At 74.5% G+C, this 13,423-nt stretch carries 13 protein-coding genes; 4 read left to right on the top strand and 9 right to left on the bottom strand.

Annotated features, from left to right (window positions below):
* Positions 1 to 57 precede the first annotated feature (57 nt).
* The 3 genes from ACIP37_RS06645 (at position 58) to ACIP37_RS06635 (ending at position 2,638) form a co-directional block, all read left to right on the top strand.
* Positions 58 to 816 (top strand): SDR family oxidoreductase, encoded by a 759-nt coding sequence (locus tag ACIP37_RS06645; protein ID WP_400802694.1) that lies wholly within the window; start codon positions 58 to 60, stop codon positions 814 to 816.
* 95 nt (positions 817 to 911) lie between these two features.
* Positions 912 to 1,670: an SDR family oxidoreductase gene (locus ACIP37_RS06640; RefSeq protein WP_400843479.1), complete on the top strand. Its 759-nt coding sequence runs from the start codon at positions 912 to 914 to the stop codon at positions 1,668 to 1,670.
* The gene (locus ACIP37_RS06635; protein ID WP_363629873.1) at positions 1,667 to 2,638 is read left to right on the top strand and encodes an NADPH:quinone oxidoreductase family protein; all 972 of its coding nucleotides are present in this window, start codon (positions 1,667 to 1,669) and stop codon (positions 2,636 to 2,638) included. The genes ACIP37_RS06640 and ACIP37_RS06635 overlap by 4 nt, the downstream gene beginning before the upstream one ends.
* Before the next feature lie 46 nt (positions 2,639 to 2,684).
* Here ACIP37_RS06635 and ACIP37_RS06630 read toward each other — a convergent pair whose 3' ends face one another.
* The 3 genes from ACIP37_RS06630 to ACIP37_RS06620 all read right to left on the bottom strand — a co-directional run bounded on the left by ACIP37_RS06630 (position 2,685) and on the right by ACIP37_RS06620 (position 6,355).
* Positions 2,685 to 3,974: an alpha/beta hydrolase family protein gene (locus ACIP37_RS06630; protein WP_400843417.1), complete on the bottom strand. Its 1,290-nt coding sequence runs from the start codon at positions 3,972 to 3,974 to the stop codon at positions 2,685 to 2,687.
* Between the two features lie 137 nt (positions 3,975 to 4,111).
* Positions 4,112 to 5,323, bottom strand: a complete 1,212-nt coding sequence (locus ACIP37_RS06625; RefSeq protein WP_400843414.1) for an acyl-CoA dehydrogenase family protein — start codon at positions 5,321 to 5,323, stop codon at positions 4,112 to 4,114.
* Positions 5,324 to 5,326: 3 nt separating this feature from the next.
* On the bottom strand, positions 5,327 to 6,355 hold the full coding sequence (locus tag ACIP37_RS06620) for a phosphotransferase family protein (protein ID WP_363629869.1): 1,029 nt from the start codon (positions 6,353 to 6,355) through the stop codon (positions 5,327 to 5,329).
* A gap of 286 nt (positions 6,356 to 6,641) precedes the next feature.
* Here ACIP37_RS06620 and ACIP37_RS06615 point away from each other — a divergent pair, with 286 nt between their 5' ends.
* Positions 6,642 to 7,751: a hypothetical protein gene (locus tag ACIP37_RS06615; protein WP_363629865.1), complete on the top strand. Its 1,110-nt coding sequence runs from the start codon at positions 6,642 to 6,644 to the stop codon at positions 7,749 to 7,751.
* Positions 7,752 to 7,767: 16 nt separating this feature from the next.
* Here ACIP37_RS06615 and ACIP37_RS06610 read toward each other — a convergent pair whose 3' ends face one another.
* From ACIP37_RS06610 to ACIP37_RS06585, 6 genes are all read right to left on the bottom strand, one after another.
* Positions 7,768 to 8,667 (bottom strand): Gfo/Idh/MocA family protein, encoded by a 900-nt coding sequence (locus ACIP37_RS06610; protein ID WP_400843409.1) that lies wholly within the window; start codon positions 8,665 to 8,667, stop codon positions 7,768 to 7,770.
* 34 nt (positions 8,668 to 8,701) lie between these two features.
* Entirely contained in the window at positions 8,702 to 9,370 is a 669-nt protein-coding gene (locus ACIP37_RS06605; RefSeq protein ID WP_363629861.1) for an O-methyltransferase, read from the bottom strand.
* A gap of 108 nt (positions 9,371 to 9,478) precedes the next feature.
* Positions 9,479 to 10,144, bottom strand: coding sequence for a DedA family protein (locus tag ACIP37_RS06600; protein WP_363584801.1), 666 nt, complete (start codon positions 10,142 to 10,144; stop codon positions 9,479 to 9,481).
* A gap of 202 nt (positions 10,145 to 10,346) precedes the next feature.
* Positions 10,347 to 11,159: a class I SAM-dependent methyltransferase gene (locus tag ACIP37_RS06595; protein WP_400843405.1), complete on the bottom strand. Its 813-nt coding sequence runs from the start codon at positions 11,157 to 11,159 to the stop codon at positions 10,347 to 10,349.
* Between the two features lie 155 nt (positions 11,160 to 11,314).
* On the bottom strand, positions 11,315 to 12,109 hold the full coding sequence (locus tag ACIP37_RS06590; protein WP_400843476.1) for a spermidine synthase: 795 nt from the start codon (positions 12,107 to 12,109) through the stop codon (positions 11,315 to 11,317).
* 83 nt (positions 12,110 to 12,192) lie between these two features.
* A complete protein-coding gene (locus ACIP37_RS06585) occupies positions 12,193 to 13,194 on the bottom strand; it encodes an alpha/beta hydrolase (protein ID WP_363629859.1) in 1,002 nt (333 codons plus the stop codon).
* Between the last annotated feature and the right edge of the window lie 229 nt (positions 13,195 to 13,423).

Genomic DNA, 13,423 nt, shown 5'->3' with positions numbered 1-13,423 from the left:
CGTCTCCGTCCACCCGGCACCCCCGTCGAACGTTCCGTGCGAAAGGCAGGACCCTCCGTGGCGCACTCCTTCAAGGGCCGGGTGGCCGTCGTCACCGGATCGAGCCGGGGCATCGGCCTCGGCATCGCACGCGAGCTGGTCGCCCGCGGCGCCAAGGTCTGCCTGACCGCCCGCAACCCCGAGCCGCTCGCCGAGGCCGTCCACGACCTGGGCGGGCCGGAGAACGCCATCGCCGTCGCCGGGAAGACCGACGACCCGGTCCACCAGGAGGAGGCCGTCGCCCGCACCCTGGAGGCCTTCGGCCGGCTCGACCACCTGGTCAACAACACCGGCATCAACCCCCTCTACGGCCCGGTCCTCGACACCGACGAGGCCGCCGCCGCCAAGATCCTCGCCGTCAACGTGCTGGCCCCGCTGGCCTGGACCCGCCGCGCGCACGCCGCCTGGATGGGCGAGCACGGCGGCTCGGTGGTCAACGTGGCCTCCGTCGCGGGCATCCGCTCCTCGCTCGGGATCGGCATGTACGGGGTCAGCAAGGCCGCACTGATCCGGCTCACCACCGAACTCGCCGCCGAGCTGGGCGGCCAGGGCATCCGGGTCAACGCCGTCGCCCCCGCCGTGGTCAAGACCAGGTTCGCCGAGGCCCTGTACGAGGGCCGGGAGGATCAGGTCGCCGCCGCCTACCCGCTCGGCCGGCTCGGCGTGCCCGAGGACGTCGCGGGCGCGGTCGCCTTCCTGCTCTCCGCGGACGCCGCCTGGATCACCGGCCAGACCCTGGTCGTCGACGGCGGCGTCACCCTCGGCGGCGGCCTGTGAGCGGCGCGGCGGACGCGGAGGCAGAGGGCCAGGAGGCCCCGGCAACGGACACAGCGGACACGGACGCTCCGGCGACGGACTTCGCCGGCCAGGGCGTGGTCGTGACCGGCGGCGGGCGCGGCATCGGCGCCGCCCTGGCCCGGGCCTTCGCCGCGGCCGGCGCCCGGGTGGTGGTCAACGACCTGGACGCCGGCGCCGCCCGCGCCGTCGCCGGGGACTGCGGCGGCACCGCCGCCCCCGGGGACGCCGCCTCCCCAGAGGGGCTGGCCGCCCTGGTCGGGCAGGCCCGGGCCGCGCTCGGCGAGATCGACGTGTGGTGCGCCAACGCGGGCGTCGCCCCGGTCGGCGGGGCCGACGCGCCCGCCGCGGCCTGGGCGAGCGCCTGGGAGGTCAACGTCCTCGCCCACGTCCGGGCCGCCGACCTGCTGCTCCCCCGCTGGCTGGAGCGCGGCGGCGGTCGCTTCCTCGCCACGGTCTCCGCCGCCGGGCTGCTCACCATGTTGGGATCGGCCCCGTACGCGGTCACGAAGCACGGCGCGCTCGCCTTCGCCGAATGGCTCTCCGCGACGTACCGCCACCGCGGCGTCCGGGTGCACGCGCTCTGCCCGCAGGGCGTGCGCACCGACATGCTCACCTCGACCGGTGCGGTCGGCGAGGCACTGCTCGCGCCCACCGCGCTGGACCCGGAGGACGTCGCCGACGCGGCGCTGGCCGGGCTGCGCGAGGGCCGCTTCCTGATCCTGCCGCACCCCGAGGTCGCCGAGTACTACCGGGTCCGGGCCACCGAACCGGACCGCTGGATCAACGGGATGAACCGGCTCCAGCAGGGGCTGGAGAGGAGCGAGGCGCTGTGAGGGCCTGGCAGGTGGAGCGGCTCGGCGAGCCGGGCGAGGTGATGCGGCTGGCCGAGGATGTGCCGCGGCCGGTGGCCGGGCCGGGGCAGCTGCTGGTCCGGGTGCGGGCCGCGGCGGTCAACTTCCCGGACGCGCTGATGGTGCGCGGCCAGTACCAGGTCCGCCCGCCGCTGCCGTTCACGCCCGGCGTGGAGCTGTGCGGCGAGGTGGCGGACGGCGCGCGGCGGGGCGAGCGGCTGATCGGCAACCCGGTGCTGCCGCACGGCGCCTTCGCCGAGTACGCGCTGCTGGACGCGGCCTCCGCCTTCCCCGCGCCCGGGGCGCTGGACGACGCCGAGGCGGCCGCGCTGCACATCGGCTACCAGACCGCGTGGTTCGCCCTGCACCGCCGGGCCCGGCTGGCGGCCGGCGAGACGCTGCTGGTGCACGCGGCGGCGGGCGGCGTGGGCAGCGCGGCGGTCCAACTGGGCCGGGCCGCCGGGGCCCGGGTGGTCGCCGTGGTCGGCGGCCCCGCCAAGGCGCAGGCGGCCCGGGCGCTCGGCGCCGACCTGGTGGTGGACCGGAAGGCCGGGGACTTCGTCGCCGCCGTCAAGGAGTTCACCGGCGGGCGCGGCGCGGACGTGGTCTTCGACCCGGTCGGCGGGGACGCCTACACCGGCTCCGCCAAGTGCGTCGCCTTCGAGGGCCGGATCGTGGTGGTCGGCTTCGCCGCCGGCCGGATCCCGGCACCGGCGCTCAACCACGCGCTGGTGAAGAACTACGCCATCCTCGGCCTGCACTGGGGCCTCTACAACACCCACGACCCGCAGGCCGTCCGCGCCGCCCACGACGAACTGACCCGGCTCGCCGCCCAAGGGGTGGTCCGCCCCCTGGTGAGCGCCCGGGTGCCGCTCACCGGGGCCGCCGACGCCGTCCAGCTCGTCGCCGACGGGCGCAGCACCGGCCGGATCGCCGTCCTCGGGGACTGACGGCAGGCTCGACGGGAGCGCGGTGCGGTGGTCGGCGGATGTTGCCCTACCGCGCGTACTCCATCTCCGGGAAGCGCGCCGAGGGCCCGTCCAGCAGGTGGTCGTCGTGTCCGCGCAGCCAGCGGTCGAGGAAGGACGCGACGTAGGAGCGGGTGGCGAGCACCGCCCGGTCGGGGCGGATGTCGCCGACGTCGGCGCTCAGCCGCTCCGGGGTGATCGCGCCCTGCCGGGCGAGCTGGGGCAGCAGGGACTGCGCGTCGGTGTAGGAGCCGTGCCGGGAGCCGTTCAGCGTGACGTCGGCGTGCCAGCCGGTGCTGTGCTGCCAGAGGGCGTCCCAGCCGGGCTGCCGGTGGTGGTCCCCGGAGTCCTCGTTGCGGGTGCCCATCAGCAGGAACGGGCGGTCCAGGCCGTCCTGGGCGACGCTGGGCAGGTACACCCCGGTGTGACCGTCGGGGCCGGGGAAGTGCAGTTGGCCGTCCAGGTTGACGCCGGCCGCGATGCGCGGGTCGTCGTGCATGGCCTGGAGGGCGGTGAAGCCGCCCGCCGAGTGGCCGACCATGCCGATCCGGTCGAGGTCCAGCGAGGCGGCGAGACCGGCCGGCAGCCGTGGGTCCAGGCGCAGACCGCCGAGTTCGTCCAGTACGAAGCGGGTGTCGTCGACCCTGGTCCGCATCGACTCGCGCAGCACCGCGCCGATGTCCAGGCCGGGCTGTCCGACCAGCGCGGGGAACACGGAGGTGGCCAGCTCCCCGTCGGGGAAGGCGACTTCGGAGGCCTCGTAGGTGTGGTCCAGCGTGACCACGACGTAGCCGCGCGAGGCCAGGTCCTCGACCAGCCCGGTGCCCCAGGTGCGCGGGTCGCCGAGGCCGGCCGAGTACAGCACCACCGGACGCGGGCCGCCGGGCAGGGCGGGGGCGTCGGTCCGGGCGTGGGTGCGGATGCCCGCCCAGTCGGTGCGGCCGGGCGTGGCGCCGTAGTTCGCCTGGCCGATGCTGCCCTCGGTGCCGAAGTGTTCGCCGGCGGCGGGCGCCATGTACCGGGCGCGGTCGGCGCCGGCGGCCGGGCGGGCGGTCGGGTACCAGAGGCTGATCATCAGCTCGCGGCGCTGCCCGGGCTTCCAGGGGTCCTCCCGCCCGGCGTCGGTCAGGTGCAGCGTGGTGGTGCCGATCGGGTACGGCCCGGTGGGCTCCGGCAGCCAGGCCCGGGCCTGCCGCTCGCCGCCGCCGTCCGCCCCGGGCGCCGGTGCTGCCGCCACCGCCCCGGGGGCGCCGACCACTCCGAGCACCGCCGTCGCCGCCAGCAGTACCGCCGCCGCGGCCCGTCCCCGCCCGCCCATGATGTCTCTCCTCGTCCCCGTCGACCTGCCGGCCTTCTGATCTGCCGACCTGCTGATCAGGACAGTACGGGCGGGGGCGGGCCGCGGCCGTCATACCCAGGAGCCAACCCGCCCCTGAGTACTCCGGTATGACACCCCTACGGGTGCCGCCGCAGCTCCCGCCGGGCCAGCGAGCGCTTGTGCACCTCGTCCGGGCCGTCGGCCAGCCGCAGGGTGCGGTTGCCGGCCCAGAGCTGCGCGAGCGGGGTGTCCTGGCTGACGCCCGCGGCGCCGTGCGCCTGGACGGCCTTGTCGAGGATCCACTCGACGGTGCGCGGGGTGGCGATCTTGATCGCCTGGATCTCGGTGTGCGCGCCCCGGTTGCCGACGGTGTCCATCAGCCAGGCGGTCTTGAGTACGAGCAACCTCAACTGCTCGATCCTGACCCGGGATTCGGCGATCCAGTCCTGCACCACGCCCTGCTCGGCGAGCGGCCGGCCGAAGGCGACCCGCCCGTTCACCCGGCGGCACATCAACTCCAGGGCGCGCTCGGCGATGCCGATCGCGCGCATGCAGTGGTGGATCCGGCCGGGTCCGAGCCGGGCCTGGGCGATGGCGGAGCCCGCGCCCTCCTCCCCGATCAGGTTCCCGACCGGGACGCGGACGTCCTCGAACAGCACCTCGGCGTGGCCGCCGTGGTCCGCGTCGTCGTAGCCGAAGACCGTCATGCCGCGCCTGACGGTGACGCCGGGGGTGTCGCGCGGGACGAGCACCATGCTCTGCCGGCGATGCGGTTCGGCGGCCGGGTCGGTCTTGCCCATCACGATGAGGATCCGGCACTGCGGGTTCATCGCCCCGGTGATGTACCACTTGCGGCCGTTGACGACGTACTCGTCGCCGTCGCGCTCGATCCGGGTGGCGATGTTGGTGGCGTCCGAGGAGGCGACCTCGGGCTCGGTCATCGCGAAGGCGGAGCGGATCTCGGCGTCCAGCAGCGGGCGCAGCCAGCGCTCGCGCTGCTCGGCGGTGCCGAACTGGGCGAGCAGTTCCATGTTGCCGGTGTCGGGGGCCGCGCAGTTGAGCGCGGGCGGGGCCAAGTGCGGGCTGCGGCCGGTGATTTCGGCGAGCGGTGCGTACTGGAGGTTGGTCAGGCCGGCGCCGCCCTCCCCGGGGAGGAAGAGGTTCCACAGGCCTTGTTTGCGCGCCTCGGCCTGGAGTTCGGCGACGACGGGCGGGATGCTCCAGGCCTCGCGGGCCGGGTCGGCGAGCTGCTGCGCGAGGGCCGCCTCCGCCGGGTGCACGTGCTGGTCCATGAAGGCCAGCAGTTGCTCGCGGAGTTCGTTCGTGCGGGCGTCGTAGGCGAAGTCCATCGGTCAGTGCTCCTTGAGGGTGCTCAGGCCGTACCGGGCGAGGATCGGGGCCATCTCGCCGGCCCGCTCGAAGCCCGCGCCGAGGGTGCGGCCCTGCTGGTAGCGGTAGTGGATGCCCTCGGCGACGACGGCGAGCTTGAAGGAGGCGAAGGCGACGTACCAGTCCAGGTCGGCGGCCTGGCGGCCGGTCAACTCGGCGTAGTACGCGACTAGTTCGTCCGGCTTCGGGAAGCCGGGGGCGGTCGCGGCGGAGGGGATGATGCCGCCGCCGACGCCGGCGACCTCGGTGTACATCACCAGCAGGCCGACATCGGTGAGCGGGTCGCCGAGGGTGGACATCTCCCAGTCCAGCACGGCGGTGATCGCGTCGCCGTCGCCGACCAGCACGTTGTCCAGCCGGTAGTCGCCGTGCACCAGGGCGGGCGCCGGGGAGATCGGCCGCCGCTCGGCGAGCAGGGCGTGCAGCCGCTCCACGTCGGGCAGTTCGCGGCTGCGGGAGTTCGCCAACTGGGTGGACCAGCGCCTCAGTTGGCGCTCCAGGTAGCCGTCGGGGCGGCCGAAGTCCGCGAGGCCGACGTCGGCCGGGTCGATCCGGTGCAAGGCGGCGAGGGTGTCGACCAGCCGTCGCCCGAGCGCGTGGACGCGCTGCTCGCCGAGGGCGGCGAACGGGGCGAGGGCCCGGTGCGCGAGGCCGGGGACGAACTCCATCAGGTACCAGGGGGCGCCGAGCACCTCCGTGCCGGGATCGAGCAGCAGGGTGCGCGGGACGGGCACGTCGGTGTCGCGCAGGGCGGTCATGACGCGGTACTCGCGGCCCATGTCGTGCGCGGTGGCCAGGACGTGTCCGAGCGGCGGGCGGCGCAGCACCCAGCGGCCGGTGCCGTCGGTGAGGACGTAGGTGAGGTTGGAGCGGCCGCCCTCGATGAGGTCGGCCCGCAGCGGGCCCTGGACGAGCCCGGGCAGCTCGCGGTCCAGGTGGGCGCGGAGGCGGGCGAGGTCCAGCCCGGGCGGCTCGGCGGGGGTCTCGGGCATCGGGCAGCTCCTCGGGGTGTGGCCTCGTTGACTAAGCGCTTGCTTAGCATTCAGCCGGACGCCGCCCGCTGTCAATGCCACCCCGCACGCCACGAGCCCTGGAAAGCGCCCTGGGGCCTCTGGGACCACGAGCGCCACGAACACATCCGCGCGCCCGGCTCCTCGAACCGGATCAGGCGCTTCTGCACCATCGCCGCCGAGGCATTCCAGCGGCACCTGGCCTCCGCCACCCCATAACCCAGCGCCCCGCGCCGCAACTGCTCCGCCGGACCGCCACAATGGCGCCATGAGGATGATCCACACCCTGGCCGGCGCCCTGCTGCTCCTGCTCATCGTCGGCAGCATCCTGCGCACGCTGGTCGTCCCGCGCGGGCTGTACTCGGCGCTGGTGCAGCGCCTCTGGCGGGTGCTGCGGACCGTGCTCCGGCTCTACGCGACTCCGTTCCGCGGCTACTACGCGCAGGACCGGGCCCTGACCTGGCTGGCACCGCTGATCCTGCTCGGCATGCTCGGGGTGTGGCTCAGCGGCATGCTGCTCGCCTACACCCTGCTGCTGCACGGCACGTCCGAGCTCAGCTGGTCGGTGGCCATCCGGGAGGCCGGGTCCAGCCTCTTCACCCTCGGCTACGCCAGCGGCGAGCGCCTGCAACTCTCGGCGATCGACTTCATGGCCGCCGCCAGCGGGCCGCTGGTGATCGCCCTCCAGATCGCCTACCTGCCCACCCTCTACGCCGCCTACCAGCGGCGGGAGACCGAGGTGACGCTCCTCCAGTCCCGGGCCGGCGAGCCCGCCTGGGGCCCGGAGCTGCTGGCCCGGCAGTCCCTCGTCGACACCGAGACCGCGCTCCCCCAGCTCTACCGGGACTGGGAGCGGCTGGCCGCCGACATCGGCGAGAGCCACTCCAACTACCCGGTGCTGCTGTCGTTCCGCTCCCCGCAGCCGAACCGCAGCTGGGTGGTCGGCCTGATCGCGGTGCTGGACGCGGCCGCCCTCCACCTGTCGCTCTGCCCGCGCTCGGCCCCGCCCGAGGCCCGCCTGGTGCTGCGCGCGGGCTTCACCGCGCTGCGCGACATCGGCCGCTCCGTGCGGATCGACTTCGACCCGGACCCGGACCCGGACGTCCCGATCCGCCTGACCTACACCGAGTACATCGGCGCCGTCGCCATGATCACGTCCGCCGGTTTCCCCCGCGAGCGCCCGGTCGACGAGGCCTGGCAGCACTTCCACGGCTGGCGCGTCAACTACGAGGCGCTGGCCTACGAACTCGCCCGCCGAGGCGACGCCGTCCCCGCCCTGTGGACCGGGCCGCGCGACTTCCACGCCCCCGTCATCCCTCCGGCCCGCCCCACCGACCGCCGCCCGGGCCCGACCAACCCCACCCTGCCGCCGGTCTGACCTCCGTCGACGGGCGTCAGACCGCGACCGGTGCGCCCGTGGCCAGGGAGTGGTCGGCGCCGGCCAGGATTTCGACCACGCGCAGGCCGAACTCCGCGTCGCAGGGGTGCGGTTGGCCGGTGGCGGCCGAGGCCTGGAGGGCGTCCAGGGCGCGGTGCAGGGCGGCGGCCGGGCCCTCGCCGCGCTCGGGCAGGTGGGCGATGCCGTGCTCGCCGCGCAGTTCCAGGTCGGCGCCACCGGCGCCGACCGGCGCGGTCAGGCTCAGCGCCAGGGTGCTGGAGGCGCCGTCGGCGTGCCGCAGCACCAGGTGGACGGTGTCCAGCGGGCCGGCCACCGCCGTGACCTGCGTCGCGTCGCCGAGCACCGGCAGCAGCACCGACAGCGCGTGCGGGCCGACGTCCCACAGCGCGCCCTTCTCCTCGCGCCACGGCGAGGCCGCGTACGGGCTGGTGCTGCCGGGGGCGAACACCGAGCCGAGCCAGTCCGAGCGGCCGGTGAACCAGCCGCCCAGCGCCGCCTGCTGCTCGATCCACGGGATCTGCTCCCCGCCGAAGCGGACGGTGAAGAAGACCACGGAGGCGACCCCGTGGGCCCGGACGGCCTCGGCCACGGCCTGCGCGTCCGGCACGGTCAGCGCGACCGGCTTGTCCAGCAGCAGGTGGCAGCCCGCCTCGGCGGCCCGAACCGCGAGGCCCGCCTGCACGGTCGGCGGCAGCGCGATCGAGACCGCGTCCACCTCGGCGAGCAACTGGTCGAGGTCCGCGTAGCCGGGGACGCCGTACGTCCCGCCGAGGGCCGTGGCCGCCTCGGGCCGGCGGGCCCAGACGCCGGTGAACTCCAGCCCGGGGTGCTCGGCGAGGACGGGTGCGTGCACCCGCTCCGCCCAGGGGCCGGCGCCCAACAGTCCGATCCGCACGATGTCTCCGTTCCTCCGTGGTACTTGAAAAGGTTCAGCCCTGTACGCGGGCCAGCGTGAAGCCGTCATAGCCCTTGCTGCCGACCGTCTGCACCGACGTGGCGGTGACCCTCGGCTCGGCGGCGATCAGATCGTGCAGGGCCCGGGTGCCGACCACGGCCGGGTCGGTGCTGTCCGCGTCGGCGACGGCGCCGCCGCGCACCACGTTGTCGACGATGATCAGCGAGCCCGGCCTGGTCAGCTGGAGCGCCCGCCGGAAGTACTCGGGGTTGCTGGGCTTGTCCGCGTCGATGAAGACCAGGTCGAAGGGCTCCACGCCCTGCTCCACCAGCGCGGCCAGCGAGTCGGCGGCCCGGCCGAGCCGCACCTCGGCGACCTTCTCCAGCCCTGCGCGCGCGATGTTTCCCCGGGCGACCTCGGCGTGCTTCGGGTCGATCTCCAGGGTGATCAGGGTGCCGTCCGCGGGCAGCGCCCGGGCGAGCCAGATCGCGCTGTACCCGCCGAGCGTGCCGACCTCCAGGATCCGCCGCGCGCCCTGGGTCAGCGCCAGCAGGTGCAGCAGCTTGCCCTGGTTGGGGGCGACGGCGATCTTCGGCAGCCCGGCCGCGTCGGCGGCGGCGGCCGCGGCGTCCAGCGCCGGGTCGTGCCCCACCAGCTGCTCGGAGAAGTACGCGTCCACGGCATCCCACGTCGACTGGGTCATCGGGCCCTCCAGTTGTGCATGATCGGCAGGTACCCGCCGATGCTACTCCGGGGGCCCGACAGCCCCGCCGTGCTCAGTGCAGACGCCTCGTCACTCCGCTTACTCCGCTCACTCCGCGACGGGCGCCTTGGCGGCGGTCGCCGCGGCGGCCGCCTCCTCCGCCTCGATCTTGGCGTGGGTCTTGGCGGCCCGGCGCTTCATGAACCAGGCCGAGGCGCCGCCGATCAGCACCGCCGCGGCCAGGCCCGCCCAGGAGAACCGGGACAGCCAGGGCTCGATGCTCTTGCCGACCTTGTAGACCAGCAGTGTCGTGCCGCCGGCCCAGACGATGCCGCCCAGCACGTTGGCGATCAGGAACTTCCAGTACGGCATCTTCAGCGCGCCGGCGAGCGGCCCGGCGAAGATGCGCAGCAGGGCGATGAAGCGGCCGAAGAAGACCGCCCACATCCCCCACTTCTGGAAGGAGCGCTCGGCGGTCGCCAGGTGGGACGGCCCGAAGTGCTTGGGGAACTTCCGTCCGAGCTTCTCGAACAGCGGCTTGCCGCCCTTGCGGCCGATCGAGTAGCCGATCGAGTCGCCGATGATCGCCCCGAGGATCGCGACCACCGCGATCCACTCCGGGCTCACCACACCCTTGACCGCCATCAGGGTGGCCGTGACCAGCGCGATCTCGCCGGGCAGTGGGATGCCCAGCGACTCCAGCCCGATGATCAGGCCGACCAGGGCGTACACCGCGGTCGGTGGGACGCTCTCGATCCAGGCGTCGATGTGCAAGGCCAGTACCTCCGTGGCAGGTCGGAGCCGGCGCGGCCCTCAGCGGTGCCGCACGCCGGTTCCGGCAGTTGTCCGATGGCGGCAACGCGGCCGCTTCCCCATAAGGGCAGCCTAACGTGCCGGGCGGCCTGTCCCCCCGGCCGATCACCCGTGGTTACGACGTGCGGTGGTGCCCCATGGTTCCCGCGTGACCAGCCGTTCTTCAAGATCCGGCAAAGCGAAGTGCGACCACGGACGGCCGCGCGTTCACCCGGCGCACGAGCGGCAGCAGGGCGCGGAGCAGGCCCCGCCCGCCCTCCGGGTACACCTCGCGCACGTCGGTCACCGCCGGGTGCGCGGTGGCCAGCTTGCCGCGCTCGTCCGCGTCCATGCCGAACGGCATCGGCGGGGCCTGGTAGTGCCGGGTCCGCAGCTTGCCCTGGACGGTCCGGGCGCTGAACCAGCGCGGCACCGCGTCCAGCACCATCGACCCGCCGGGGAACCGCTCGGCGCAGGCCGCGATCAGTGCCCGCACCTCCTCCGGCCGCAGGTACATCAGCAGGCCCTCGGCGCAGATCATCACCCCGTGGGCCGGATCCACCTCGTCCATCCAGCCCGGGTCGGTGACCGGGCAGGCGAGGATCCGGCGCCGCTCGTCCGGCGGCAGCAGCCGCTCCCGCAGCGCGGCCGTCTCCGGCAGGTCCACCGACAGCCAGTCCGCCCGGCCGTTGTCGACCCGCCACGCCTGGGTCTCCAGGCCGTCCCCGAGACCGACCACGGTGCCGCGCGGGCAGCGGGTCAGGAAGTCCGCCACCTCACGGTCGAAGCAGGCCGCCCGCAGCGCCTGCAACTGGCTGACCAGCGCGCCCTCCCCGAAGCACTCCGCGAACGGGAAGTCGATCCGATCGACCAGCTCGACCGCCTTCGGGTCCTCCAGCACCGTGTCCGGCCGACGCGCCTCCACCGCGCGGTGCCACAGCGTCCACAACGCCGTCTCCGGCACCTCCGCCAACTCCGGCCGCTCCCCGCCGTTCATCGCTCACTCCTTCGGATGTGCTCCGCGCTGGACCTGCTCCGCGCCGGACGTGTTCCGCGCTCGGCGTGCTCCACGCTCCGACGTGCTCCACGCTCCGGCCCGAACCCGCCGATTCTGACACCCCGGACGCGGGGACGCTCGGGCCGCCGCGCCGCTCAGCCGATGCTGAACGCGCCGTCCGGCGGGGGCGGGGAGTCGGTGGCGTCGGCGTCCGTGACCGGGGCGGTGCGGCCGACCAGGGCGGCCAGGTCGGCGCCGTCGGTGAGGCGGGCCGGGAAGATGTCGCCGGCCAGCAGCCGGGTGAGCTCGGCGGCCGGGAGCGGCGCCGTCGAACCGGCGAGCAGGATGTTGCCGTACCGGCGGCCGCGCAGCACCGGGGCCTCGGCGACCAGGCAGGTGTACGGGAACACCGCGCCGACCGTCGCGGCCTGGGCCCGGGCGAAGGCCAGCGGCGGGCCGTCGGCCAGGTTGGCGGCGTAGCAGCCGCCGGGGCGCAGGGCGGCGGCGGCCAGCCGCAGGAACTCCACCGAGGTGAGGTGGGCGGGGGTGCGCGAGCCGTGGAAGACGTCCGCGATGACCAGGTCCCGGCTGCCGGGCGGGGTCTCGGCGAGGGCGGCGCGGGCGTCGCCGACGGTCGCGGTGATGTCCGCGCCGGGCCCCTGCCAGGGCAGGTGCTCGGCGACCAGGTCGAGCAGCGGCCCGTCCACCTCGACCACCCGCTGGCGCGAGCCGGGGCGGGTGGCGGCGAGGTAGCGGGGCAGGGTGAGCGCGCCGCCGCCGAGGTGCAGCACGTCCAGCGGCTGCCCGGCGGGGGCGAGGGCGTCGGCGAGGTGGCCGAGCCGCCGGGTGTACTCGAACTCCAGGTGGGTCGGGTCGGCGAGGTCGACGTAGGACTGCGGGGTGCCGTCCAGGATGAGCAGCCAGCCGCCGTCCCGGTCGAGGTCCGGCATGAGCTTGGCGAAGCCGAGGTCGGTGTGGCGCCCGACCGGCACCGGCTCGTCTGTCACCGGCTCGTCTGTCACCGGCTCGTCCGTCACGCGCTCTCCCCCACGGCCTGGGCGTCCACCGGCCGGACGTCCGCCAGTCGGACGTCGAGGTAGGCGGCGAGCCAGCGGTCCAGTTCGGCGAAGGCCTGGGTGCGGGCGGCCTCGCCCGAGAGCACCAGGTCGTGCATGCCGCCCTCGATCCGGACGATGGTGACGTGCCGGCCCAGTCGCGGGCCCTGGCCGGCGATGTCGTCGGCGCGCAGCACGGCGTCCGCGTGGTGCAGGGCGTTGTGCCACTTGGTGGTCGCGATCGACTTGGTCGACGCCATCAGCAGCACCGGCACGTCGATCCCGAGCCCGTGCCGCAGCTGCCGGTGGCCCTGGTGGATGGCGGCCAGCCAGCCCGCGTACAGCGGGAAGCCCTCGGCGGGCTTGAGGGCGAGGTCGAAGTCCCACTCACCCCGGTGGTCCTTGTGCAGGCTGTGCGTGTAGTGCGGGTTGAGCGTCGACGGCAGCACGCGGGTGGGCGCCAGTCGGCCGATCGCGGTGACGGCCGGGCCGCCGACGGTCCGCACGGCGGGCGCGGCCGGCATCGACAGGAACGGGCTGTTCAGGAACAGCCCCTCCACCAGGCCGCGCCCCGAGCGCCGCCCCGCCCACAGCGCGCCGATCAGCCCGCCGGTGGAGTGCCCGTTCAGCAGCAGCCTCCGGTGCCCGTCCACCTCGCGGATGATCCGCACCGCCTCGTCGATCTCCTCGTCGTACTCGGCGAGGTCGCGCACGAAGTTCGGCGACTGGTGCGGGCGCAGGGAGCGGCCGTACTTGCGCAGGTCCAGGGCGTAGAAGGAGAACCCGAGCGCGGCGAAGTGGTCGGCGAGGTTGGTCTGGAAGAAGTAGTCGTTGTACCCGTGGATGTACAGCACGGCCCGCTCCGCCCCCGGCACCAGACGGCGCACCAGCGTCGCGCAGACCTCCCCCTCGGCGTCCGGCCGCAGCGTCAGCTCGGCCGTCTCGTAGGGGGCACCCAGGATGTCTTCCCGAAACTCCATCTGCGCCGCACCCGTCCTCATGCTCGACCTGCCGTCCGTCGCAGGTGCTCTTGATCCAGGACCCCGACAATACCGGCCGGTAGCCCGGGGCTGCCTGTCGGGCGGCGCTCTGCGGGGCACCGGTGCGACCCGGCCGTCCGCGCCTCCTGATCGCTCCCCGTGCGCCTGCTGTGCGCCGGCGGTCATGTGGAACGCTACCCGGACAGATCCAACTCCGGTTGTCACGCAG

This window comes from Kitasatospora sp. NPDC088861 (genome assembly GCF_044750105.1).
GTDB lineage: Bacteria > Actinomycetota > Actinomycetes > Streptomycetales > Streptomycetaceae > Kitasatospora.
Note: the sequence above shows the minus strand (reverse complement) of the source record. Positions and strands in the feature narration are given on the sequence as shown.

Coding starts and splice junctions, on each gene's coding strand:
- ACIP37_RS06615 (WP_363629865.1), top strand. CDS start 6,642: ATGAGGATGATCCACACCCTGGCCGGCGCCCTGCTGCTCCTGCTCATC.
- ACIP37_RS06585 (WP_363629859.1), bottom strand. CDS start 13,194: ATGGAGTTTCGGGAAGACATCCTGGGTGCCCCCTACGAGACGGCCGAG.
- ACIP37_RS06605 (WP_363629861.1), bottom strand. CDS start 9,370: ATGACCCAGTCGACGTGGGATGCCGTGGACGCGTACTTCTCCGAGCAG.
- ACIP37_RS06630 (WP_400843417.1), bottom strand. CDS start 3,974: ATGGGCGGGCGGGGACGGGCCGCGGCGGCGGTACTGCTGGCGGCGACG.
- ACIP37_RS06620 (WP_363629869.1), bottom strand. CDS start 6,355: ATGCCCGAGACCCCCGCCGAGCCGCCCGGGCTGGACCTCGCCCGCCTC.
- ACIP37_RS06590 (WP_400843476.1), bottom strand. CDS start 12,109: ATGCCGGACCTCGACCGGGACGGCGGCTGGCTGCTCATCCTGGACGGC.
- ACIP37_RS06595 (WP_400843405.1), bottom strand. CDS start 11,159: ATGAACGGCGGGGAGCGGCCGGAGTTGGCGGAGGTGCCGGAGACGGCG.
- ACIP37_RS06625 (WP_400843414.1), bottom strand. CDS start 5,323: ATGGACTTCGCCTACGACGCCCGCACGAACGAACTCCGCGAGCAACTG.